Annotated in this window: 24 protein-coding genes; 7 read left to right on the top strand and 17 right to left on the bottom strand. The window is 71.0% G+C overall.

What is annotated here, in order from left to right; genetic code table 11:
- Positions 1-322: 322 nt before the first annotated feature.
- Positions 323-916 (top strand): hypothetical protein, encoded by a 594-nt coding sequence (locus AC5P1B_RS35110; RefSeq protein WP_493892084.1) that lies wholly within the window; start codon positions 323-325, stop codon positions 914-916.
- Between the two features lie 186 nt (positions 917-1,102).
- Here the strand turns inward: AC5P1B_RS35110 and AC5P1B_RS35105 are convergent, their stop codons facing one another.
- From AC5P1B_RS35105 to AC5P1B_RS35045, 13 genes are all read right to left on the bottom strand, one after another.
- Positions 1,103-1,327 carry a hypothetical protein gene (locus AC5P1B_RS35105; RefSeq protein ID WP_493892083.1) on the bottom strand — a complete coding sequence of 75 codons (225 nt, stop codon included), beginning with the start codon at positions 1,325-1,327 and terminating at the stop codon, positions 1,103-1,105.
- A gap of 473 nt (positions 1,328-1,800) precedes the next feature.
- Positions 1,801-2,220, bottom strand: a complete 420-nt coding sequence (gene mobC / locus AC5P1B_RS35100; protein WP_493892082.1) for a plasmid mobilization relaxosome protein MobC — start codon at positions 2,218-2,220, stop codon at positions 1,801-1,803.
- A 348-nt stretch (positions 2,221-2,568) separates the two neighbouring features.
- Positions 2,569-2,742 (bottom strand): hypothetical protein, encoded by a 174-nt coding sequence (locus AC5P1B_RS35095; RefSeq protein WP_493892081.1) that lies wholly within the window; start codon positions 2,740-2,742, stop codon positions 2,569-2,571.
- 97 nt (positions 2,743-2,839) lie between these two features.
- Positions 2,840-3,082, bottom strand: coding sequence for a hypothetical protein (locus tag AC5P1B_RS35090; protein ID WP_493892080.1), 243 nt, complete (start codon positions 3,080-3,082; stop codon positions 2,840-2,842).
- Positions 3,083-3,112: 30 nt separating this feature from the next.
- Positions 3,113-3,616 (bottom strand): hypothetical protein, encoded by a 504-nt coding sequence (locus tag AC5P1B_RS35085; RefSeq protein ID WP_493892079.1) that lies wholly within the window; start codon positions 3,614-3,616, stop codon positions 3,113-3,115.
- A gap of 86 nt (positions 3,617-3,702) precedes the next feature.
- Positions 3,703-5,157 carry a DNA/RNA helicase domain-containing protein gene (locus tag AC5P1B_RS35080; protein WP_493892078.1) on the bottom strand — a complete coding sequence of 485 codons (1,455 nt, stop codon included), beginning with the start codon at positions 5,155-5,157 and terminating at the stop codon, positions 3,703-3,705.
- A complete protein-coding gene (locus AC5P1B_RS35075) occupies positions 5,154-6,023 on the bottom strand; it encodes a hypothetical protein (protein ID WP_493892077.1) in 870 nt (289 codons plus the stop codon). The genes AC5P1B_RS35080 and AC5P1B_RS35075 overlap by 4 nt, the downstream gene beginning before the upstream one ends.
- A 146-nt stretch (positions 6,024-6,169) precedes the next feature.
- Positions 6,170-6,631, bottom strand: coding sequence for a hypothetical protein (locus AC5P1B_RS35070; protein WP_493892076.1), 462 nt, complete (start codon positions 6,629-6,631; stop codon positions 6,170-6,172).
- Positions 6,632-6,640: 9 nt separating this feature from the next.
- Entirely contained in the window at positions 6,641-8,689 is a 2,049-nt protein-coding gene (locus AC5P1B_RS35065; protein ID WP_493892075.1) for a hypothetical protein, read from the bottom strand.
- Positions 8,690-8,816: 127 nt separating this feature from the next.
- On the bottom strand, positions 8,817-9,074 hold the full coding sequence (locus tag AC5P1B_RS35060; protein WP_493892074.1) for a hypothetical protein: 258 nt from the start codon (positions 9,072-9,074) through the stop codon (positions 8,817-8,819).
- Complete coding sequence (locus AC5P1B_RS35055) at positions 9,071-9,556, bottom strand: hypothetical protein (RefSeq protein ID WP_493892073.1); 486 nt, start codon at positions 9,554-9,556, stop codon at positions 9,071-9,073. The genes AC5P1B_RS35060 and AC5P1B_RS35055 overlap by 4 nt, the downstream gene beginning before the upstream one ends.
- Positions 9,557-9,700: 144 nt before the next feature.
- Positions 9,701-11,281, bottom strand: a complete 1,581-nt coding sequence (locus AC5P1B_RS35050) for a DUF2637 domain-containing protein (protein ID WP_493892072.1) — start codon at positions 11,279-11,281, stop codon at positions 9,701-9,703.
- Positions 11,282-11,471: 190 nt separating this feature from the next.
- Positions 11,472-11,810, bottom strand: a complete 339-nt coding sequence (locus AC5P1B_RS35045) for an RNA polymerase sigma factor (RefSeq protein ID WP_493892071.1) — start codon at positions 11,808-11,810, stop codon at positions 11,472-11,474.
- A gap of 432 nt (positions 11,811-12,242) precedes the next feature.
- Between AC5P1B_RS35045 and AC5P1B_RS35040 the strand changes: the two genes are divergently transcribed.
- The 5 genes from AC5P1B_RS35040 to AC5P1B_RS35020 all read left to right on the top strand — a co-directional run bounded on the left by AC5P1B_RS35040 (position 12,243) and on the right by AC5P1B_RS35020 (position 17,305).
- The gene (locus AC5P1B_RS35040; RefSeq protein WP_493892070.1) at positions 12,243-12,968 is read left to right on the top strand and encodes a GntR family transcriptional regulator; all 726 of its coding nucleotides are present in this window, start codon (positions 12,243-12,245) and stop codon (positions 12,966-12,968) included.
- 7 nt (positions 12,969-12,975) lie between these two features.
- A complete protein-coding gene (locus AC5P1B_RS35035; RefSeq protein ID WP_493892069.1) occupies positions 12,976-13,851 on the top strand; it encodes a bifunctional DNA primase/polymerase in 876 nt (291 codons plus the stop codon).
- A gap of 210 nt (positions 13,852-14,061) precedes the next feature.
- Complete coding sequence (locus tag AC5P1B_RS35030) at positions 14,062-15,624, top strand: hypothetical protein (RefSeq protein WP_493892068.1); 1,563 nt, start codon at positions 14,062-14,064, stop codon at positions 15,622-15,624.
- A 569-nt stretch (positions 15,625-16,193) separates the two neighbouring features.
- A complete protein-coding gene (locus tag AC5P1B_RS35025) occupies positions 16,194-17,006 on the top strand; it encodes a ParA family protein (RefSeq protein ID WP_493892067.1) in 813 nt (270 codons plus the stop codon).
- Positions 17,003-17,305 (top strand): hypothetical protein, encoded by a 303-nt coding sequence (locus tag AC5P1B_RS35020; protein WP_493892066.1) that lies wholly within the window; start codon positions 17,003-17,005, stop codon positions 17,303-17,305. Before AC5P1B_RS35025 ends, AC5P1B_RS35020 begins: the two co-directional genes overlap by 4 nt.
- A gap of 69 nt (positions 17,306-17,374) precedes the next feature.
- Here the strand turns inward: AC5P1B_RS35020 and AC5P1B_RS35015 are convergent, their stop codons facing one another.
- The 4 genes from AC5P1B_RS35015 to AC5P1B_RS35000 form a co-directional block, all read right to left on the bottom strand.
- Complete coding sequence (locus AC5P1B_RS35015) at positions 17,375-17,902, bottom strand: bifunctional DNA primase/polymerase (protein ID WP_493892065.1); 528 nt, start codon at positions 17,900-17,902, stop codon at positions 17,375-17,377.
- Positions 17,899-18,360: a hypothetical protein gene (locus tag AC5P1B_RS35010; RefSeq protein ID WP_493892064.1), complete on the bottom strand. Its 462-nt coding sequence runs from the start codon at positions 18,358-18,360 to the stop codon at positions 17,899-17,901. The genes AC5P1B_RS35015 and AC5P1B_RS35010 overlap by 4 nt, the downstream gene beginning before the upstream one ends.
- A gap of 203 nt (positions 18,361-18,563) precedes the next feature.
- Entirely contained in the window at positions 18,564-19,511 is a 948-nt protein-coding gene (locus AC5P1B_RS35005) for a recombinase family protein (RefSeq protein ID WP_493892063.1), read from the bottom strand.
- The gene (locus AC5P1B_RS35000; RefSeq protein ID WP_493892062.1) at positions 19,508-19,894 is read right to left on the bottom strand and encodes a hypothetical protein; all 387 of its coding nucleotides are present in this window, start codon (positions 19,892-19,894) and stop codon (positions 19,508-19,510) included. The genes AC5P1B_RS35005 and AC5P1B_RS35000 overlap by 4 nt, the downstream gene beginning before the upstream one ends.
- Before the next feature lie 1,297 nt (positions 19,895-21,191).
- Here AC5P1B_RS35000 and AC5P1B_RS34995 point away from each other — a divergent pair.
- Entirely contained in the window at positions 21,192-21,830 is a 639-nt protein-coding gene (locus tag AC5P1B_RS34995; RefSeq protein ID WP_493892061.1) for a hypothetical protein, read from the top strand.
- Positions 21,831-22,410: the final 580 nt, after the last annotated feature.

Raw genomic sequence — 22,410 nt, 5'->3', positions numbered from 1 at the left:
CCAGTCACACCTGGTTTTACAGGCTGGGTTACACCCGGCCTCGAACTCCGGCCGCCCTCGGCCGGAAACCCGAAGAGCGTCTTCACCCATAACTTGCTGCCCCCGGCTGCGGGTTCGCGGGAGTACTACTCCCACACCAACTTGCTCACCTCCGATGACCGGGCACCTCTGGCACTTTTCCCCCGGTCGGCTTTCGTGGGGACGGAAGCCGACCCCCGGCCTGGAACCCCGGCGGTGCGATACACCTCTGGCACTTCTGGCCCCGCGAGTTTCGTACGGACGCAACTCCGGCCCGCCGCGGGGAGGCCCGTAGGGTTCCCGGATGACCACCAGCACGGCGTCCGAGCCGACCGACGACGACCACCAGGAGCACGGCGACGCCGTCGCGGAGTACGAGACGGTGCGCGTCCGCGACCGCCTGGTGCAGCGCACCTGCGGGTGGTGCGGCGTCGTCCTGCGGTACGCCGGAGTCGGCCGTCCGCCCAAGTTCTGCTGCGACGACCACCGCAAGAGGTGGCACGAGCGGGAGAACGCGAAGAAGGCCCTGGGCCTCGACACGGCCGCGCCCGAGCCCGTCCGCGAGGTCATCGAGCGCACCGAGACCCGGGTGCGCACGGTCGTCCGGAAGGGCCCCACGGTGCTCCAGCCGGTGCCGGTTGCGGCCGTGCCGAAGCAGAGCGGACCGCCCACGACGGTCGACGGCTGGTACGGGCAACTGCGCTCGCTGCTCGCCGCCGTGCGGGCCGGGGAGTACACCGAGCAGCAGCGCACCGCGCTCGCCGACGTCTTCACGATCGCCGCCGAACACCTGCGGGCGGGCCCGGCCGGGGTCGCGCCGGTGCCCGAGCAGCAGTCGGGCGTGAGCCGTGCGGAGCGACGCCGGCGCGAGCGTGAGGCACGCAAGGGCCGCGGCTGACCTGAGCGACCGGCGGAGTTTCGTCCGGACGGAACGGAGCTGCAAGAGATGTCAGGCCGCCCTCGGTCTGACTCGCGAACGGGGGCTACGACCGCCGTACGCGACAACTTGCTCCGTCTCCGGACGGGCACGGCGGAGTATCCAAGCCGATAACTTGCTCGCCCTCCGTGGCTGGGTGAAGGCGCTTCACAGGGAGCCTTGAGACCCTTTCGGGTCCTGAGCGATGCCCGGTCCGAGGGTCCGCCGGCCCCGCCGCTCGACGACCTCGCCGTGCCCCGGATCGTCCAGGAGCGGGGTCTGCTCGACGCGCTCGACGCGCTCGACGGGCAGCAGCCGCGGCGCGGCCGTCGTGGTGGGCGTGCTCCTGGTGGTGCTCGGGCCGGTGCCCAACGGGCGGCGCATGGTGCTCATCCCCGGAGCTTCGCACGCGCGCGTGGGGCCTGCCGCGACCGGTCGCGGGCGGCATCTCGGGGTCCCTCGTATCGGAGCGGAGTGACGATACCTTGGTCCTCCGCTGGCGCTCTGCTCGCTGGCGAAGGCAATGCACGTGGTGTGCTTCGCGGCTCCGGCTCATCAGGAATGCCTAGGTGTGGGGGATCTGTTCGACGGCGTGCTCCTGGTGCTCGTCGTGAGGCGCGTCTTATGGGGCGGCGGGTTCGACGTCGTCGTGCTCCTGGTCGTCGTCGCCGCGGTACGTCATCTCGTTGACGTACGGGCGCGAGCAGAGACGTACCAGTGCTCCCGGCCGGGCTCAGCTGACGGGTTCGGTGGGCGGTGTCGTCCGGCGCGGACGGTGGTCACCACGACGATGCCGGTTCGCGCCGGGCGATGCCGACCGGAGCGGGGGCCTGGGGGCTGGCGAAGGCCACCAGCGACCACCGGGCTCAGCGACGCGGACGACGGCGCCGCATGTTCACCAGCGTCGCGTCGTCCATCCGGCGCACCGCCTGCTCGACGCGCTCGACGACGGCGCGGAGCTGTTCGTCCGGGACGTCGCCGCCCGCGTTCAGCGTCCGCGCGATCTGGTTCAGGTTGTTGCCGATCCGGGTGAGCGCGAGACGCGCGTCAAGCAGCTCGCGCAGCTCCTCGCGGGTCGTCGTCGGGATCGGAGTCAGGGTGTCCATGGCTACCGCCACGACGGTGCGCGCGGCGTAGCTGGACGGGGTGAGCCGGGCGAGCGTCGCCCCGGCCTGGACGGCGGCCATCTCGTCGTCACCGAGGCGCAGGTTCACCCGGTGCGGGCGCGGCTCGTCGTTGCGGCGTTCGCGCCGCCGCTGCTCCGGAAACACCCTCTGCTCGCGCACGGCCGACCCCTCCGAAACCCCCGGTCCGTCCCCGGACCACCGACGACCGCTGACCGGTCGCCGGGCGCCTACGGTAACCGTAGGCACTAACTTGCTGCCGGGATCTGCTGCCCCACGGCGGCGCGGCCCGGGTGCGAACTGGGGTCAGTAACCCACAACTCGCTGCCGGGATCTGCTGCCCCACGGCGGCGCGGCCCGGGTGCGAACTGGGGTCAGTAACCCACAACTCGCTACCACCATCTGCCGCCGGTCGCCGACGTGCGGATGGTGCGTCCGTGAGATGGCGCCGCCGGGCCGAAGGCCCGTAACAGGCGTGGGCGAAGCCCTCGTTCTTATCTCTCGCCCGAGTCAGTCGTCCGGCGTGATGTTGGTGGCACCGCAGTTCCAGCACGACCACTCCTCGGGCAGCCGGTACTTCTCGGTCCAGAAGCCCACGGGCCTCCCGTAGACGGTGCAGTCTGCGTCGCACCGCCAGCACTCGAACTCGAAGTCCATCGTGTGTCCCTCCCTCATGGTCAGCATGGCGGTGACCGGCGACCGGGGAGGCCGGTATCGGTCAGCCCGGAAACGACGAAAGGCCCCCGGGCATCCGCGTGGGATGCCCAGGGGCCTTCGGGGTTCAGCGAGTCGGTGCGGCGTGCGTCGGCTCGACGCCGGCGGGTTGCGTGTACGCGGGCCGCGGCGACGTCGCCGGGCCGGTGTTGCCGTCCGCGTTGGCGGTACCGATCCAGTACGCGGCGAGCAGCGCGGCGGCGGTCATCAACCACCGCCTGGCGGTCGTCCTCCACAGCGACGGCCCGGCCGTCGTCGGCGCCGGGGAGAGCGTCACGGTCCACTGGGTGGGCTTGTCAGATAACGGCATGTCGGTGTCTCCGGGAGTCGGCGGGGGCGGTCAGCGGACGTCGTTGCGGTTCTTGGCGAACAGGCCCTTCGTCGTGCTCGACACGTTCGTCGTCTCCTGCCGGACCGAGCCGTTGTAGTGGTGGTGGTTCTCGGTGTGCATGTCCTTCTTCGCGCGGCCGGCGGACCGCAGCAGCGAGCCGACGGCGAGGACCAGGGCGACGGGCGCGGCCCCGCCGATGGCGAGCGTCGTCGGGTCGACCTGCCCGAGCGTGTAGAGCACGAGCGAGGTGGCGCCGCCGACGGACAGGGCGGCGACGCTGCCCGCGAGCATCAGGCCGCTGGCGTCCGTGGCGCGCTGGGACATCGGCGCCCTTCCCGGCTGCGCGACCGGCGCGGCGGAACCGGGGTCGTTCGGCAGGGGGTTGCGGTAGGACGTCGGGAACGGCACGGGCGCAGCTTCCGGCCGGTACAGGCTCTCGATGATCCGGCGCGCTTCGACGGCGGCCTCCGAGTCGCTGAGCGGGGTGCTGGCGGTGCGGTCGGTGTGCTCCACTGGTCGAACTCCTTCGTCAAGGTGGGAGTGAGTACGGGGCCCCGGAGGTGTGATCTCCAGGGCCCCGGTTCGTGCGTGAGGGTCGGTCAGCGGACCAGGACGTACTGATCGCGCCCGGCGCGCACGACCTCTTCCTCGTCGGCCAGGCCCCCGAGGGCATTGCGGACCGAACCGAGCTTCACGGTCTTGTCCTCGCCATCGGCGTTGACCAGCTCCATGACCTCGGCGGCGGTCATCGGGACGTCGGCCTCGGCTTCGGCGAGCACCATCCGCACCCGGTCCTCCAGCCGCTTCACCGAACGCCCACCCTTGGCCGCCGTGGCCTTCACCGCCTGCTTCGCCCCCTCCTCCTTGACCGCCTCGCACAGCGCGGCCATCGCGGAGGTGCCGCGTGCCTCGTACGCCTCGCCCGCTGCCTCCAGCGAGTCCTCCTCCAGGCGCGTCGGGTCCCCCGGCCCGTACAGGGCGAGGATCTCGGGGTCCAGGCCCGGCAGCGGCTCGATGGAGCCGATCCGGAAGTGCCGCATCATGCTGGTCGGGTGCGGACCGGACAGCAGGTACGCCGTGCCCTGGGTGTCGCAGAAGTCCTCGTCCACCTCGGAGGCCGGCGCGAACTGCGAGCGCAGCGTCCGGGGGCGGAGCGACTTCGGGATGGGCGCGAGCTGTTCGCCGGCGGGCAGCAGCCCGTCCGAGACGAGCTGGCGCATCATGCTCGACGACCAGCGGAGCAACGTGACTTCGCCTTCCTTGAGCATGGCCCGCAGCGTGTCCGAGCCGCCCAGCTCCTCCAGGTGGCTCGCCTGCGCGTCCAGCTCCTCACCGACGCCCACCGAACGGCCGGTGCGTCCCAGCTCCTTGACCAGGTAGGTCGCCTCCTCGCGGTAGGGGGCGCCCTTCTCCAGGAGGCGGTTGGCCTCGTCGATCCGGACCGACAGCAGCGGGTCCGGGTCACCGATCAGGAAGGCGTTGCGGCCCATCGCCCGGTACCGGGGCTGGCGGGCAACGGTGGCGACGGCGACCGCGGCCCGGAGCATGAGGATCGTCTCCTCCTGGCTCGTGACGAACCAGTCGACCTGTCCCTCGGCCTCCGGCGCGGACTGCCCGCCCTTGAGGTCCGCGTGCCAGGTGCAGATGTGGTTCCGCTTCTCGCAGGCCAGCGTGTACTGGACCGTGCGCGACTTGCCCGCGCCGGTCGTCCCGAAGACCAGCGAGCGCTGAGCGGACCCGGTGCGCGGGTCGAACAGCCGCCGGTAGGACGGGCGCCCGTTGTGGTAGCGGCCGTTCACGATCCGCCCGTACTTGTCCATGAGCATGTCGCTCGGGGAGGGCGGCGGCATCGAGGCGAGCGGGTTGGACGGGTAGATCGTGACGATCGCGTTCCGGGAGCCGTCTGTCTCGACGGCGATCCGGCCCGGGTCGGTGATCTCGAAGGCGCTGGCCAGGGTCTCCAGGTTGTAGCGCAGCACCTGGCCGGGCGGCACCTGGACCATCAGTTCCACGATCTGGTCGTCCGGGATGGCGGGGACGGTGGTACGGCTCATGCGTCGATCTCCTTCGTGATGTCGACCGCCGTGGTCATGCGGCCGAAGTTGATGGCGGTGATGGTGCTGCCGGGCATCGCGAGCGGCGCGATCCGCTGCGTCCAGATCGCCTTGGCGTCCAGCTCCTCCTCGTCGGCGATGCCGACCGTGAGCAGCTGCACGGAGGCCCCGCGGCCGGGCACCGGGCCGATGGTGATGAGGTCCTGGGGGACGTCCATCAGCGCGGACAGGCGGCGCGTGGAGATCTCGGGGACCGGCAGGCCGGGAATCGCGGAGCGGATGACCGCCTTCATGGCGTTCTCGCCGGTCTGCGCGATGTCCTCCAGGACCGTGCTGGGGGCGGCGCCGCCCTCGACGGCCGCGCACTCCGCCCACCACTGCGCGGCGGGGTGGTCGTGGGTCTGCTCCGCCACCACCAGGTCTGCGGGCGGCTGCACGGGCAGGGGCGGAAGCGGCGGCACGAGCATGTGGCGGGCCGCCAGGGAGGGGCGCAGCCACCAGGTGCCGGCGGACCACAGCGCGACGGCCAGGGCCTCGCCCCAGTGGACGCCGGAGACGATCCGCTCGGCGATCAGGACCCCGGTCAGGCTGACGCCCGGCGCAAGGTACATGACGATGCTGGTGGCCTTCTGGTGGCCCTCGGAGCGGCCGGTGGGCAGGAAGACCAGGCCCGCACCGGCGGCGACCGCCGTGGCGAGCAGCGTCTCGCCGGTGACCTCGGGGGTGAAGAGGCCAGCGGTCGCGGTCGCGGCGCCGGCGGCCGTGGCGACCCGTCCGACGCGGGAGCGGGCGGTCTCGATGTGGCGGCGTGCGCTGTCGAGCTGGGCGCGCACCCGCTCGACGCGGTCGGCGGAGAGGTTCAGCATCGGGTGTTCCGTTCTCCCCGGCGACCGGGGGTTCGAGGGACGACGAGCGGCGGCCACGGACTGGTGACCGCCGCTTCATCAGGAAGTGCGACGTGTGCGACGCCTCGCACCTGTGCGTCAGGTGCGAGGCGTGCGAGGGGGTGTGATCAGCGGTTGCTGTAGAACTCGGCGTCGGCCATCTCGACCGGCATCGCGTTGATGGCTTCCGCGACCGGGCCGTAGTCGGCCTGGTGCTCGGCGGCGGCCTGGTCGAAGAGCGCGGCTAGGTCCTCCGTCTCGGCGGCCATCGCCTCGGCCTCCGCCAGCACCGAGCGCATCACCGTCGCGGCCTCGTGGTGCTCGCTGACGCTGTCCCGCTCGACCTTCATGCCGGACATCTGGTCGGCGAGCCGGTCGACGGACTTCGAGCAGCCCTCCACGTATCGGTACGTGGAGCGGACCTGTTCGCTCAGGCCGCGCAGCCGCACCCCGGCGATGGCGAGCTGGGCGACGACGATGCCGTACCGCACGCCTTCCGCGATGACCTCGCCCGCGACCGCGATGGCGGTGCCGGTGGTGCTGGCCACGTTGCCCGCGACCGCGCCGGCCTTCTCCAGTGCTTCACCCATCAGGGCCTCCTACTCGTTGTGGTAGTCGCGGTCGGCCGGGCGCGTGTGGCCCATGTCCCGCGTGACGTCTGCCGGGTGGCGGTGGCGGTACTCAGCGTTCGAGCCCGCCGTGCTGATCGCCTCGGAGGCCCGGGGCAGGGCGTCGGCGATGGCGTCCGCCTTCGCCTTGACCGTGCCGGTCTTCTCCATGAGCCGGGCGACCATGCCCGGCAGCGACCCGGGCACCTTGAGGTCCAGGATCTTGGCGTGCAGGGCCTCCAGCTTGGCCAGGAGCTTGTCGCACCCCTCGGCCGCGGCTCGGGCCTCGTCGACGCCCTCGGTGATCTCCTCCGCCATGTCGGCGTCAGCGTCGATGACGTCGTACACGGTCAGTTCCGCGTCCCTGTACTGCGTGGCCTTCACCGGTGCGCTCACGAACCGGGCTCCTCTCTGCGGGGGTACGACCGGAGCGGCGGGCCCCGGCGGTGTCGAGCTGGCGGCCGATGCCGGGGCGGGCGTGGTCCCGGCCGGGAGAGCAGGGCTCCCCTGGGTGAGGGCCCCGGCCGCTGTCCTCGGCGGGTCCGGCGGCGGGCGCAGAACCTCCGTGTGGACGGTGTACTCGGGCTCGGTGTACGCGGGCGGCGGCCTCATGCCCTCCGTGCCCGGCATCCCGCCCGGCCCCGGCGGCGGTGGCGGGGTCGGGCCGCCGAATGCCCAGTCCGCCGACGAGCTCGCGCCCGGCGGCGGGGTGCTGCTCTCCGCCCCGGCCGGGCCGGTCGACGTCGCCGGGTCCGGCCCGCCGGCCTTCTTGCTGTCGTCGGCGGTGCCGCGGTTCTTCTCGACGGTCGGTGGCTTCTTCCACGGCCGCTCGGTGTCCGGCTTGTGCGTGCCGGGCACCTTCGCGTCCTTGTCGTACAGCGGCTTCGGCGGGGTGGTCGGCTTCGGCGGAACCGCCTTGTCCTTCCCGGCCTCCGTCGCCTTCGGCTTCTTCGTCAGGTCGATCTTCTCGGCCTTCGGGTCCGCCTTCTTCGTCTCCGCCTTGGCGTCCGGCTTGTCCTTCGAGCCGGATTCCTTGGGCTTGGCCTTGCCCTTGTTCTCGGGCTTGTCCTTCCACGGCGAGACGCCCTCGGGCACCTTCGGGACCTTGGCCTTGCCGTCCTTCGCGTCCTTCGACGCCTTGGCGTCCTTGGCGGTCTTGGTGTCCGACGCCTTCGACGACTTCGCGTCCTTGGCCGCCTTGTCGGACGACCCCTTGGAGTCCTTCGAGCCCTTGGGGTCCTTCGTCTTGCCGCCCCGGTCCTTCCAGGGCCGGTCAGTGCCCCCGGAGTTGCCGTTCTTCGACCCTCCGAGGCCCTTGCCGCTCCCGGAGCCGCCCGCGCCCTTCTGTGGGCCCTGGGGGGTTTTGGTGACGCCACCGGGCCCCTTGGAGCCTCCAGGACCTGAGCGGCTGTCAGGGGTCCGTGCAGGCCCCTTTCCCGCGCCGTTGGAGCGCAGGGACGCCGGGGTCTTCGAGCCTCCGCCCCCGCCGGACGGCTTGCCGCCCCCGCCGGAGGAACCCGAGCCGCCCGCCCGGCCGCCGCTGCCGTTCTTCACGGACTTGCCGTACTCCGGGCCGGACTGGAGGTGCTTCTCGGCGGCCTTGTCGGCGGCCAGCCGCGCCTTGTCGGCCACGGCCCGGCGCTGTTCGGCGTTGGCCTTGACGCCCTGGGCGGCGTGCCACATGCCCTGGGCGCAGGAGACGCCGACGGCCGCCATCACGGCCATGCCCATCACGGCCGCGTCCCGGAGCCGGGGGTTGTCCGGGTCCGCCGGCGGCGGCGGGGTGAACGCTCCCGCGTCCGCCTCGTCGTCGTCGTCCGATTCCGGATCGGGTACCCCCGCCACCGTCATGTGCAGCGGCGGGGCCATGTCGGAGACGTCCGGCAGCAGCGGCCAGGAGCCGACCGGGATCATCGCGGCCGTGTCGTCGGCCGCGCCGCCGGGGTCCGGCGGTGAGGCTCCGGCCCCGGCGTCGAACGACGGGGGCAGAGCGACGTGGGGGAACGGGTACAGCGTGCCGCCCGTGTCGTCGGTGGTCACGAACACTCCCTTCTGGGGGTTGACAGAAGGTCACGTAATCGGCGACCCTCGCGCGCCGCGCGTACACGCGCCGCGCCTTGGGCCCCCCGGAGACCCGGGGGGCAGGCGGTGAAGATGAAGATGAACGTCACGCGGCGTTACGCTCGCCGCGTTTGATCGCGACCTGCTCCTTGCCCGCGGCCCACACCGCGAGCTGCTGGGCCAGCTCGTGCATGGCCGCCTGGTCGCCCGCCTTCTGGGCTTTGCGGGCGGCGGCCTTGGCCCGGTCGAAGCAGATCTTGGCCAGCTCCGCGTCCGACGTCGCGGCCTGCATCCGCGGCTCCCAGAACGCCTTGAGGTTCCGGAGCCGCTTGAGCCCCTCGGGCCCGATTCCGTTTCCGCTCACGCCGACCGCTCCTTGTTGGCCAGCTCCAGGAAGTTCCGGCCGCCGGCGGACGCGGCGCCCGCCCCGAAGTTGGGCGGGTCGACCGGCCGGGGCGGGGCTCCGACGGGTCCGGCGGTGACCTGCGGCGCCTGCTTGGCCTGCTTCTTCTCCAGCGCGGCGGCCTGGCGGGCGGCGGGGATCTCGTGGCGTCCCTTGCGGTAGCGGACCTCCAGGTCGAACGTCAGCTTCGCCGCCGTCTCCAGGTGCTCCTGGATCTCGGCGAACGGGCCGGTCACCCAGCGGTGACGCCACCACGCCTCGAAGGTGCCGTAGCCCTCGGGCCGGTTGGCCTTCCACATCGCCTCCGCCTCGTTGCGGATCTCGGCGACGTACGCGGCCTGGCCCTTCAGCACGCCACGGAGCTGCGTGGCGAACGCCTCGACCATCTCGGGCTTGTTGAGCATGTCCCCGGACCACTCCGGCCCGGACGAAGTTGCGCTCATGGGTGGGGATCTCCTCTACCGTTGTTGCCGTGACCAGGGCGGTAAGCACGTCCTGGTCTCCTGCTGACTGCTGTTCCGGCAGTCGCAGCGAAGGCCAGCCCGATATCCGCGGGCTGGCCTTCACTGGTGGTGTCGGACTGCTGGTCACGCCTCCGTGCGCGAGGCGGCCTCGGGGTCGAAGCCGCGGGCCGGGTCGTACCCGGCCTCGATCAGCGCGACGGCGTCGGCCTTGGTGGTCGACGCGGTGCTGCCGGAGGTGACGCCGATCGCCGTGGCGATCTCGTCGAGCGACACGTCCTCGGGCGCCTTCGCCAGGATCATCCGGGCGACGACGCGGACCCGGCGCTGGCGTGCGGTGAAGTTCGCGACGTCCTCGGCTTCGACCGCTCGCCGCGTGATCTCGGCGGTGTGGAGCCGGGCTTCGGCTGCTCGCTTCTTCGCTTCGGCCGCTCCCGCTTCGGCTTCGGCTGCTCGGTGAACGCCTTCGAGCGCCTTCGCCTTGTCGGTCTCCGTCTTCGCCAGCGCGGCCATCTTGTCCGCGTTGGCTTCGGCCGCTCGCGCCTCGGCTTCGACCGCTCGGGCCTTCGCTTCGGCTGCTCGCTTCTTCGCTTCGGCCGCTTCCTCGGACTCGATCGCGTCGCTCAGCGAGGACGCCACCCGAGCCTGCGCGTCGGCCCGCGCCTCAGCCTCCGCGACCGCCCCCCGGGCCTGAGCCCCGGCGACGCCCTCAGTGGCGCTCAGGTCGGCCGTGAGGCTCGCCATCTCCTTGCGGTGCGCCAGGCGCTCCTTCTCCGCCTGGTGCTCCGCCCGCTCCCGCTCAAGCTCCAGGTCACGGGCCCGCTTGTCGGCCTGCTGCTGGCGGCGCAGCTCCTCGCGCGCCATCCGGTCGGGCAGGGCCAGCGCCTCGTCCACCGTCATCCCGTACGGCTCCAGCTTCTTGGGGAGCCGCGCGAGTGCTTCCTCGCTGCCCTCCTTGAGCCCGGCCTTGGCGATCTCGGCCTTGTACTCGGTCCAGGCGTTGAAGATGGCCCGCTCCCGCTGGCGGGTGACGACCTCGCTGTACGGGAGGTCCCAGACCTTCATCACCTTGAAGATGCGCCAGGTCGTGGGCCCGGCGAGCACCCAGCGGTGACCGGGGATCGTGTCGTGATCGGCGGGGAGCGCGGCCTGGTGGACCAGGATGCGCCGCCCGGCCTCGACGCCGATGACGAACAGGACCGGCATCAGCCCGTGGGACAGAGCCTTGTCGGCGTGGTCCTGGATCGCGCCGAACGCGGCGGCGTTGAAGTACACGCTGGCCACCGTCATGACGTGGGCGAGGACCCGCAGCAGGGGCCACGACGTGCGGATCGTCGCCATGAACAGGTCCAAGACCAGGCACGTGACGATCGCGACGTCCACACCGATCGCGAAGAACTTCGCGTCATCCTCGGCGAACCCGAAGACCGTGTGTCCGGCCTTGCTGAGGTTCCCGAAGGAGAGGTAGAAGCCGATCGCTCCCATGACGCAACCGCCGACGACGGCGGCGATGCCGAGTGCGATCTTCACCTTCCGGCTGACGTCCGGCGTGCCGGTCGTCAGCTCCTCCGGCTGAGTGCCCGAAGCGTCGGGCTGAGTAGCCGAAGCGAACGGGCGAGTGCCCGAAGGCGTCTCCCGAGTGCTCGACGCGGGAGCGGGTTCGTAGGGCGCCGGCACCTTGGCGGGCGGCTCGATCGTGGTCGTCATGCTCTCTCCATCCGAAGCTCTGCGGGCGCGGGCCCGGAGCAGCCGAAGCGACTCCGGACCCGAGTGGCCAATGATCAGGTGCAGCTCGGACATGTCTGCGAGGCCGGTCCGGAGAACCAGTTGCCGCACAACATGCACTGCCAGTCGGAGGCGACGCGCCCCAATAAGCGGGCGGCCCGCCGGACCGCCGTCACGCGACGGCCGCCAGTTCCGCGCAGACCCGGTCCAGCGGTCCGTACTCCTGCGGGTCGACCGCCATCTCGCGGCGGACCCGAGCCGAGCGGTAGTGCGCGTACACCCGGCGCCGGGCGAACACGGCCACCAGGCCGGACGGCCGGGCGATCTCGTTGCCGCGCAGCATGTACTGCCAGACCATCAGCCACACGTCCTGGGCGAGGTCTTCGGCGTACGCGGCCCGGTCCTCCAGGCGCAGCGTGTGGCCGACGATGTTGAGCACCCTGACGTGCTGATTCGCGTAGATCTCGGCGAGTTCAGCGGCCAGGGCCTGGTCGTGGGTACCGTTCTTCACGGGTCGCACCTCCATGCGATCTGGGCCGCCAGGCCCGGCCGGTCTCGCGCTCCAACGCGAGGCCGGCCGAAGGTGAAGAAGCCACCAGCGGCCGAAGAAGCGGCGTGATGCCGCAGTGCCCCGAACCGGAATCGAACCGGCCAAAATCTTCCAAACAGGGCGCCACCCCCAGTTACGCCAACACGAGCTGACGCTTGTAGGCCGGGGGCCTGCCGTCCGGGTTAATGCCACCAGCCCCGGCGCCTCGCCCCGTCTTGGCCCGGGACCCTTCACCGACCTCCGGGTCTCCCCTTGCGGTCGGCGCACGACCAAGGTAGACCACTAGCGGCCCTTAGCGCTACTGGTAGCGCTACCGGTCTACGTGAACTACCCTCGTAGGTGCACCGCTGCACATCGACGTGCTGCGCCAGATCAAGGAAGGGAGGCCGGGATATGCCCGAGAACACCGGATACGCGGAGATTGCTGCGCACTACCGCCAGCAGATCCAGGACGGGACGCTCAGGCCCGGCGAGACCATGCCGTCGCTTCGACAGGTCTGCGAACGCTTCGGCGTTGCCCAGACGACCGCAAACCGCGCGTACCGGGCACTCAAGATGGAAGGGCTGACGCTCGCGAAGTCCGGCGTCGGCACCATCGTCGCTGGTCCCATCAGCAACAACATCGCGTCCCGCGTCTCTTTGCACGCGACCACGGGCAAGGCTCTGGGTGGCGGCGAGACCTCGCAGATCCTGGAGATCGGCACAACGGGCGCTGACGAGCTGGTAGCCCCGCGACTCGACGTCGCCCCGGGCACGCCGGTCCACGTGCGACGGCGGCTCGTGAGCCGAGGAGGTGTACCGGTGCACCTCAGCAGCTCCTACTACCCCGCCTATGTGATCGCCGTGACGCCGGAGCTGACCGAGCCGGTATCCACCGGAGGCTCTCGGGAGCTGGCTGCCGAACGGCTGGGCGTCGGCCAGGACCACGTCCTGGAAGAGGTCACCTCCCGCTTCGCTCGGGAGTCGGAGAAGGCCGCACTCGGCCTGACGGCGGGGGACGTCATCGTGACGCAGGTCGTCCGAACCGTGATCCTGGAAGACGGCCGCGTCGTCGAGGTGGCAGTCAAGGTGACCGGCGGCTCGACGATCCTTCGCTGGTCAACCTCGCTGCGGGCGTGAGATGACGATGAATGAGCACCTGCGGGAGGCCCTGGAGCTGGTGGCGCGCGGCGTGCCCGTACTGCCGCTCCGTGAGGGCAAGGGACCGTTCGGGAACTGTGCCGACTGCGCCAAGAACGCGTGCGGCGGCAGGCCCAACATGAAGTCCGCCGGCGCCTGCGCGTGCCTGCGGCCGTGCCACGCCTGGGCCGCCGCTTCGACCTCCGCCGACGTCGTGACGTCGGCGGCCTGGGCGGCGGCCTGGGACCGGGCGGGTGCCGTCGCCTACCACCCGGGTGGCGCCGGAGTGACCGTGGTCGACCTCGACCACGCCGACGCGGTGGCCTGGGCGCACGAGACCTTGCCCGCCACGCGAACCGTCATGACGACGCGGGGCCAGCACTGGATCTACCTCGGGACTATGCAGTCCGCGAACGGCGTACGCCCTGGCGTCGACATCAAGTCGCTCATGGCGTACGCCCGCTGGCTCGGACCCGGCGAAGGCCAGATGATCCGGCTGCCCGAGACGGTAACCACGCTCCCCCGGTACGTGGTGCCGACGGGAGCGGTGGCCTCCTCTCCTATGCCCCGGGCCGCATGGACTCGGGCGGTGGCCACCGGGTGCCGTCACACGGAGCGGTACGTCCGGACCGGTCTCGACAAGGGCGTCGCCATGGTCACCGGCAACCGCGAGCAGGGAGCTGCGAGCCAGGCATTCGGCGTCGCCCGGTTCCTCGGCTCGCTCCACCAGGAGTGCCCTGGGCCGTGCGGCCTGGAGACCCTCGGCGGGGAGATCGTGGCAGCGGCCGTCGGCGTCGGAGTGCCCGAGACGTACGCGGTCCGAGCAGTCGATCGCGGCTTCACCGAAGCGGGCATCCCGGTGCCCTCGACACAAATGGCCTGACCTGCGTAAACCAGCACGGCTAGGGTCAACCCACATCAGAAAAGCGAGTAGCCCGGCAGGTGGTTGCACACCTAAACCGGGCTGACTCTGGAAGCTTTCGAGCTGAGCCTTCATCCGTCTCGCTCGTCTTCCTAGCTAGTCACCACTGTACGACACGGTGACCAGGCGTAGGAGGCGGAAACAGGCTCAGCTCCCGAGAACGGAGCACACGTGAGCCACCCGTCCGACGACGGTCACCAGACCGACACCGTCACCGCCGTACCCCAGCCGCGGGCTGAGGTGCACGAGCGGGTCGTCATCGACGTCACCGACGAGCCGACCGGGGTCACCGAGGTGACCCGGGCGCTCCAGTCGGGCGCAATTGCCGACGTGTACCTGCGGGGCCGGCGGCCCGTGTGGATCGGCGAGGGGAACGACGGCCCCTTCATCGAGGAGATCTCGAAGGACGGCCTGACCCTCGCCCTGCACGAGCACGCCGAAGTCTTCAAGATGCGCAGGACCGGCCCCGCGCCGGTACTGCTGCCCACCCGAGTCGCGGCCGTAGTGCTGGCCCGCAACAACTGGAAGTTGCCCCCGCTCAAGGGGATCACCTCCGTTCCCCTTCTCAGCCCTGACGGCCGACTGCACCTCCAGGAGGGATACAACCCCACGACCGGCTGGTTCTACTCGCCCCGCATCCGCATCAAGGACGTCCCCGAGAACCCGACCCAGGAACAGATCCGCGACGCCCAGGAGCTGATCGTGGGCAGGATGCTGGGTGACTTCCCCTGGATGGCCGCCAGCGATCTCGCCCAGTTCGTCGGCTCGCTGTTCATCCCCTTGCTCCGCTCGATGATCCCGGACCCCACTCCGCTGTGGTGCATCACCGCGACCAACCCGGGCTCCGGCAAGTCCCTGCTGTCCCGGATCATGGGCGACCTGTTCGGGCTCAAGACCGCTTCCTGGGGCTCTGACAACGGCGAACAGCGGAAGGTCATCACCTCCGTGCTGATGGAGTCCGGCCACCCCGTCACCGTGTTCGACAACGTGCCCTCCGGCCACACTCTGCGCTTCCCCGTGATGTCGGAGCTGATCACGTCGCAGATCTGGGGTGACCGTGTTCTGGGCAAGTCCGAGATGGCGAACATCCCCAACAACATGCTGTGGGTCGCCAACGGCAACAACCTGACTGTCGGCGACGACCTGGCCCGCCGCACCATCTGGGTCCGGCTCAACCCGGATGTCCGACCCGACACCCGCGACCCCGCAGCCTTCGCGGCCGGCGACCTCAACGAGTGGCTCCAGCTCCACACCGCCGAAGTCCTCCACGCGCTCCTCACTCTGCTCTGCGGCTGGGTAGCTGCCGGGATGCCGAAGACCAACCACCACATGGCCTCTTTCGGCGCGTGGCCTCGGACCCTCGGCGGCATCTTGAACTGGATGTGCCTGCCCGGATGGCTGGAAAACCGCGAGGAGCAGATGGAGGACGCCGACGAGGACTCCATGGAATGGGCCGCCTTCCTCTCCGTCTGGCATGACGAGCTGGGCCCGAAGGAGTACACCTCCCAGAACCTGGTCGACTTCGCCTTCGCCGCGACTACCGGAATGAGCGGGGCCTCGTCGCTCAACAAGGTGATGCCGACCAACGGCGACAAGATCCCGAACTCGAAGCAGCTCGGGAAGTGGCTGCGAGCCCGGCAGGGACGGTTCTTCAGCGGCTACCGCATCCTTGCTCGGCGCGACGCTCGCCAAAAGATCAACTACTGGAGAGTGGAAGGCCCACCGCAGCAGTAAGCCTCGACTTCACCAAGGCCCGCACGGCTCCCGTGCGGGCCTTCGTCGTGCGTGCAGCCTGCGGGTCACGGCAACTACACCCCGCACTGCCCGCACTACCCGCACTACCCGTAAACCACCAGGTCAGAGGGCTGCGGGTAGTGACTCGGCTTCTACCCGCAGCGGGTAGTCACCGCCCGCTCTACCCGCACTGCCCGCGACCTGGGTAGTGCGGGTAGTTGCGGGTAGTGCGATCTTGCCATCTGATCACTACCCGCAACGGCTCTGACCTGGGCTTATGCGGGTAGTACGGGTAGTGCGGGTAGTTCTCTTAATTCTGTTGCTTATGTTGTTACTGAACTCTCCCGAGTCGCGTGAGGAAGAAGCCACCCCGCCCGGCGAGGACCCTGGTCCCGGCCGGTGCTGCCCGAACCGCGGGGGCGTGGCTTCTTCCCTTGCGACGGCGGCGAGGTGCTACGTGTGCGACGCGTCCCACGAGTGCGCAGTGTGCGAGACGTGCGACCGATAGCCTCCGAGCGAGCGGCGGCCGGCGGACGGGTGCCCCGAGCGGGAGAGCTGAGGAGAACGCGATGGCGGCACGGCGGACAGTGGTGCTGAACAACCGCGGGGGGGTCGGGAAGTCGGATGTCACGGTGAGGCTGGCGGCGGCTCTGGCGAAGAGGAAGCGTCGCGTCGGCATCCTGGACTTCGACCCACAGGGCAACGCGTCCAGGCGGTGCGGGTGGCGGTACAACGACGCGGCCCCGCAGCTCACCGTCTCGGAAGCGGTGAGGGCCGACAAGGTCGGCGCGATGGCCGGTGTCTGGACATCGGTGGCATGGGATGTCGAGTACGCCCAACGGATGGTGCTGGCCCCGGCCTGGCTGGAGCTGGAGAACCGGATGGCGGAGGCCGGAGTCCAGGGGAACCATCTCCGGCTGGCGAAGGCGCTCCAGGGCGCGGACGACCACCTGGACGATGTGCTGATCGACTGCCCGCCGTCGCTGTTCCACCTGACGCAGATGGCGCTCGCGGCCGGCCACCAGGCGCTCATCGTCACCGAGGCTGAGATCGACTCGATCCTCGGTGCGAAGCGGGTGAGGGACTTCGTCAAGGAGAAGCGGCACCTGCTCCACAACGAGGAGCTGACCCTGGCGGGGGTGGTGGTGAACAACCTCGACCCGTCGGGGAAGGCGTTGGAGCGCGAGCAGCTCGCCTCGATCCGCCGCATCTTCGGTGACCTCGTCTGGGAGCCGGTCATTCACCGCCGGGCCGCCCTCGCAACCGCGGACAACCAGGCGCTCCCCTTGGAGCTGACCAAGGCGTCAGGGGCGGGGCCGGCGCGCGCCGCCTTCGAGCTGCTGGCAGAGACGTACGAGAAGAGGAGCGTGAACGTAGCGTGAGCCCGCAGAAGTTCGACACCGCCGATGATGAGGGCCCGAGCGCCGCGCTCGCCCCGCACCAAGAGGGCCTGATCGTCGGGTCTCCCGCCCCCGAGTCGGCGGCCCGGCAGACGATGACCCGCCGGTCCTGGTACACGAACACGGCGGCGGCCGACGCCTTCCAGGCCGTGGTCGACGACATCCACCACAGCACCCGCGTGCCCAAGCACGAGGTGGTGGCCGCGCTCCTGGACGCCGCTGTCGGGCAGTCCGAGCGGGTCCAGCGGAGGCTGGGGAGGTCGCACGCCGCGCAGGCGTGAGACGTCCAGAACGCGTGATACCCCTCGCACCAGTGCTACAGGTGCGAGGGGTATCACATGAGGTCAGGGCTACGCGCTGGCGAGCCGGGAGGCGATCCATCCGGGCAGAGGAGCCGCAGGCACGTCCTGCTCGATGACGTACGGGATGCCGCCGACGACGGACCCGGGCCCCACCAGGTAGCCGCCGGTCCGGCGGCCGGGGCCGCGTACGTCGATGCCGGGCCCGAGGGCGGTCCGCCCGCCGGAGAAGCTGCCGATGGTGCAGCCGTCCGGCGCGGCGAAGTACATGTGCCGGCCCCCGCTCGGGGTCGCCACGGTCAGTGTCTCCGGCCACGGCTTCCGGAGTCTGGCGGCGAGGTGGGCGAGCACGGCCAGGCCGTCGCGCTCGTCGTCCAGGTCCAGGTCCAGCCCGACGACTCCGCTCGCGCGGCAGGCGATGCCGATGTTGTCGCCCTCGCGCCACACCTCCCGGACCCGGACCGGGTCGGTGAGGGACCGCGACAGCCGTGCGCCGGGGGCGGGTCGACGGCCGCCGGGTACGAGAGGGAACACGGCCAGGCCGCGCCCGGCGAGGTCGACGGCCGCTGTGGTGGTCACGCCGGAACCGCCTGCTGCTTTTGGTCCTCGGCCTCGTCGTCCTCGAAGCAGGTGCACTCGTCGTACGGGCTGGAGGACCCGGCGCCGCACTCCCGGCAGTAGATGCCGCGGTCCGGGTCGTCGTAGTCGTCCTGGTCATGGGCGTACTCGTGGTGGCGCCACCCGGAGCACTGGTCGTTGTAGCAGCCGCACCCGGGGCACTCGGGGCAGACCATGCCGTTGGTCCAGCCGCACGTCTCGCACAGGAGTTGGTTGCGCGGGTCGTTCTTCTCCTGGGTCAGGTAGTCGGTGGCTTCCTTGTACGTGTTGATGTCGACGTACGTCGCCAGGTACTCGTGCAGCGTCTCGCGCTCGTGGGCGTCGGGGTGGTCCAAGAGCGCGATGGCGTCGGCGTGCTTGATGCCCAGCGACTCTTTGAGGTGGGCGAGGTCGTTCTTCCGCGCGTGGTCCTTCGGCATCTCAAGCTCTTCCCGCGGCTGCGGTGATCCCAGACTCACCGGCCGCACAGAGCGAGGCCAGCGGAGGCGAAGCGTGTGGAGAGGTGGCTCGGCGCGGAGCACCTTCGGCGTGCGCGTCCGGTCTGGGCCGAACGCACCGGGCCACGAGCCGGGCCCACGGTCAAAGTGACCGCAGGCCCGACTGTAGCGAACGGCACCGACACTCAGGGCGCGATCCGTACGGATGTCACGCGGTCGGAGTGGACGCGGTGCGCCTTGCGGCCGGCGGGCGACTGCATGAGCGCGGCGGCCGACTGCTCGATCATCGCGACGTGCACGGACAGCGGCGCGGCCACCCGCACCGAGTGGCCCTGCCCCCGGCGGATCGTCCGCCCGCCGCGCAGCGCCTCCCGGATCGCGGCGTCCGATCCGTTCTGCAGGTGCTCGGCAACCAGGCCGGGCACGTCGACGACCGCGACCGGGTCGGCGGCCACCGCCTGGCCCTCGTTGGGCGCGTCGTCCTGGTCGTCGCCGTCGAGCAGTGCGGACAGGTCGTCGGGCACCTCGCGGGCCCCGGCGTTGTCGAGCACCCGGCGGACGGTCCGGGGTGCGATCCCGTACTCCCGGGCGAGGGCCTTCACGGCGGTGCCCTCGCGGTACGCCTCCACCAGCTCGACCACCTCGCCCTCGTCGAGCGCGGCCGGGCGCCCGAGCGTCTTCCCGGCTGCCTCGGCCGCGGCGACGCCCTCCTTGGTGTTCTCCGAGATCATCGACCGCTGGAACTCCAGTACGGCGGCCAGTACCTGGACGACCATGGTGGTCGCGGAGTCCTCGGCCGCCAGGTCGATCCCGGAGAGCAGCCCGCTCTCCACCCGCAGGTGCAGGCCCCGACGGGCGAGCGCCGGGCGCAGGGCCAGGACGTCGGCGACCGACCGGAACAGCCTCGCCGCGTCGGCGATCCGGATGGTGTCGTCGACGGCGGCCTCGTCGAGCAACTTCTTGAAGCCCTCGCGGTGCAGCGACAGGATGCGGCTGGACGTGGCCGGGTCCTCGTAGACCGGGGCGCCGGCGGCGATGAGCTTCTTGAGCGCGTGGCGCTGCCGGGCGTCGGTCTGCTTGTCCGTCGAGTGCCGCAGGTACACGCGGTCGACGGGCTGGCGGTCGGTCGTCACTCGCCGTCCTCGAACTCCGGCATCCCGGTGGTGTCCAGGCCCATCGGGGAGGTGGCGTTGTGCATCCGCTGGACCGCGTCGGTCAGTGCGGCGGCGGCGGCCACGGCGTCCTCCTGGGCGGCCAGCAGTTCGGCGACCTTCTCGGTGGCGTCGCCGTTGCCGTCGATGCGGACGCGGCCGTTCTCGTAGGTGCGGACCACGGGACCGGTGGACTGCTCGACCGCCTGCCCCAGCATCTGGACCAGGTAGGAGAGGTTGCCCAGCGCGGTGTACGCGTCGCTGGGGTACTCCCAGTCCTTGTCGGCGGCGCGGGAGGTGTGGTTGAAGGCGCGGACGCCGTCGGCGGCCTGGGACAGGTGACGGGCCGGGTTGTTGTCGCTCACGGGGTTCTCCCTCGGGTTCGGCCGGGCCGTGGTGGCGTCGGCTTCCGATGAACACTCTACGGGGGCGAAAAGGGGGGGCGCAAGTACGGAATGGATTCCATTGGATCGGCACCCCGGAATGCCCGTGTTTTCACCCGTGTGGGTGACTTGGCCCATTGGATCAGCCAGAGGGGGCTAAGACGACCGTTTCCGCCCCCCGTTCGGATTGGATCGCTGGGGCGAGCGGTCCGCCGGCCCCGGCGCCCTTCCCCGGGAGCTCCCGCCGGGGCGACCCTGGAGGGGTGGCCAGGAAGCCGACCCGCCGTTGCGAGCAGTGCCGGACGACGTTGCCCCGGGACGCCGGACCGAACCGCAGGTACTGCAACACCGCCTGCCGGTCGAAGCACTGGCGCCGTGTCCGGCGGCACGAAACTGTGTTCCAGCTCGCCGTGGCCCGGAGCATCGAGATCCTGCACGGAGAGCAGGCGTACGTGGAGGGACGGTGCCCGGTGTGCGGGTGGGGCGTGTCCATCCGGAAGCGGATCGACTCGGTGTACTGCTCGAAGCGGTGTCGCACACGGGCCTGGAGGGCGCGCAAGCGGCTCGCCTCGGACGCGGGTGACGCTTCCGAACGGTCGTCGCGGGAGGCGTCACAGCGAGGCGCGTAAGCGTCACGATGGATCATGCGTGCTGCCCGCGCTGCGGGCCGGTCGGCAGATCCTCGCCCGCCTGGCGGGAGCGAGCCGGGTCCGGGCCGCGTACCTCTGGCGGAGCGCGCGGCCGGCGGCGAGGCTCGACGGGCGGACCAGGGTACGGCGTGCCTGCCCGCTGGCGAGCCAGCATGCCGGGCGGCCCGGCGAATGCATGGCGGAGACCCCTTGACCACCCGCAGGTCAAGGGGCTGGTCAAGGGGGTCCGGCCGTCGAACCGCAGGCCCGGCACGATTCCGGGCCGAAGATCAGAAACCGGCCTCACCGGTCGCCGCCTCCCGGCCGTTCTCCGACCTCCGTGGGTGAGCGGACCTCCGGAGCCGCCACAGGGGCGCACGCGGACACACAGCGGTTCCCGCAGGCCAGCGGCCCGCACGGTGTCGCCCGTGTGGCGTACGAGGCGCACGGGGGAGCCTCATGACCTGCCGGGCGACAGGGGACCGTCATGACCAGGCGCCGCCGCGCGGGCCGGTGGCTTCTTCTTCCCACGACGTCGGCGAGCCCGAGACGCAAGCGGGTGACCCTGGTATCTCGCGCGCGATGGGCCGGTCCCGGAAGTCCCACGCAGCCCGCGACGGTAGCCGCGCGGGCCCGTACCTTCCGCGCCCATGACGAACACCAACGACTCCGAGAAGTCCCCCGCTCGCCGCCGCCCGCGCCGCCGGGGCCGCCCCTCGCTCCTGACCCCGGCCGTGATGGACCTCCTCACCCGGGCGACGGCCGTGGGCCTGCCGATGACGCAGGCCGCCGACGCCGCCGGGGTCGGCCGCTCGACGTTCCTGCGCTGGATGAGCCGGGGCGAGGACGTCGTTGAGGAGAAGCAGCACGGCCACCTCGACGTGAACTCCCCCGACCTGCACGCCGCGCTGTACGCCCGGGTCACCCGCGCCCGCGCCGCGTCGGCGGTCCGCGCCACCGGCCACATCGAGGAGGCAGCCCGCGGGGCCGTCGTCTCCGAGACGTACCGGACGTGGACCGACCCCGTCACGGGCGAGCACCGCAGCGAGCGCCGCATCCGCCGGCGGCCGGGCGACTGGCGAGCGTCGGCCTGGTTCCTCGACCGGCTCGACCCGAACCCGAAGTCGCTCGACGAGCTGCTCGACGAGGAGGACGCCCGGCAGCGCGCACGTGCGGAGACGCCGATGGAACGCGCCCTCACCCCGCACCTCCAGGATCTCGCCGCCCGCCTCCAGCAGACGCTCGCGCAGTACGAGCAGGACGCCCCGGCCGCGCCCGGGTCGGAGTAGCTCGACGTCCTCCTGGTCGTCGCTCTCAACGGGTCGGTCCGTGTACCGGTCGATGAGGAGTAGGGGGAAGCCGAAGCAGTCGTCGGCATCGGGTCTGAACTTCTGTCGAACTCCAAAGGGGTCTCATACAGAAGTAGTCGGCGTGCCGGAACCCCTTGACCGCGCAGGCCGCAGACCGGTCGGCCCGGAGGATGAAGCGCCCTGGCAGGCGCCCTGTACGACGTCCTGTAGAGCGCCCTGGGAGACGTCTTGTAGAGCGCCTTGCGAGGCGCCCTGGGGGCAACTTGCAGGGCAAGTTGTGGGGCCACTTGTAGGGCCACTTGTAGAGCAAGTTGTGCGGCAAGTTGTAGGGCAAGCCACCGGAACATCGCGTGCGCCGCCCACCCCGCTCCGCTTCAAGATCAACCCGACCACAACTCATGCACTCCCCGCCGACCCCCAACAGCGCGCCTCCATCACCCCCACCGAACTCCCCCGCGTGACACCTCTTGCAACTCCGCTCACCACTCCCGCTCGAACTCCCCGACCCCTCCTGCAGAACTCTCTCCGACTCCTCAACCCATCCCCCAGTCCTCCAGTC

This window comes from Streptomyces sp. A01 (assembly GCF_059026195.1).
This window is presented reverse-complemented; position numbering and strand designations above follow the sequence as displayed.

Excerpts from the sequence above, each read along its gene's own strand:
- AC5P1B_RS35110 (WP_493892084.1), top strand. The coding sequence starts at position 323 with ATGACCACCAGCACGGCGTCCGAGCCGACCGACGACGACCACCAGGAG.
- AC5P1B_RS35105 (WP_493892083.1), bottom strand. The coding sequence starts at position 1,327 with ATGAGCACCATGCGCCGCCCGTTGGGCACCGGCCCGAGCACCACCAGG.
- AC5P1B_RS35095 (WP_493892081.1), bottom strand. The coding sequence starts at position 2,742 with ATGCTGACCATGAGGGAGGGACACACGATGGACTTCGAGTTCGAGTGC.
- AC5P1B_RS35090 (WP_493892080.1), bottom strand. The coding sequence starts at position 3,082 with ATGCCGTTATCTGACAAGCCCACCCAGTGGACCGTGACGCTCTCCCCG.
- AC5P1B_RS35080 (WP_493892078.1), bottom strand. The coding sequence starts at position 5,157 with ATGAGCCGTACCACCGTCCCCGCCATCCCGGACGACCAGATCGTGGAA.
- AC5P1B_RS35075 (WP_493892077.1), bottom strand. The coding sequence starts at position 6,023 with ATGCTGAACCTCTCCGCCGACCGCGTCGAGCGGGTGCGCGCCCAGCTC.
- AC5P1B_RS35070 (WP_493892076.1), bottom strand. The coding sequence starts at position 6,631 with ATGGGTGAAGCACTGGAGAAGGCCGGCGCGGTCGCGGGCAACGTGGCC.
- AC5P1B_RS35055 (WP_493892073.1), bottom strand. The coding sequence starts at position 9,556 with ATGAGCGCAACTTCGTCCGGGCCGGAGTGGTCCGGGGACATGCTCAAC.
- AC5P1B_RS35050 (WP_493892072.1), bottom strand. The coding sequence starts at position 11,281 with ATGACGACCACGATCGAGCCGCCCGCCAAGGTGCCGGCGCCCTACGAA.
- AC5P1B_RS35040 (WP_493892070.1), top strand. The coding sequence starts at position 12,243 with ATGCCCGAGAACACCGGATACGCGGAGATTGCTGCGCACTACCGCCAG.
- AC5P1B_RS35035 (WP_493892069.1), top strand. The coding sequence starts at position 12,976 with ATGAATGAGCACCTGCGGGAGGCCCTGGAGCTGGTGGCGCGCGGCGTG.
- AC5P1B_RS35025 (WP_493892067.1), top strand. The coding sequence starts at position 16,194 with ATGGCGGCACGGCGGACAGTGGTGCTGAACAACCGCGGGGGGGTCGGG.
- AC5P1B_RS35010 (WP_493892064.1), bottom strand. The coding sequence starts at position 18,360 with ATGCCGAAGGACCACGCGCGGAAGAACGACCTCGCCCACCTCAAAGAG.
- AC5P1B_RS34995 (WP_493892061.1), top strand. The coding sequence starts at position 21,192 with ATGACGAACACCAACGACTCCGAGAAGTCCCCCGCTCGCCGCCGCCCG.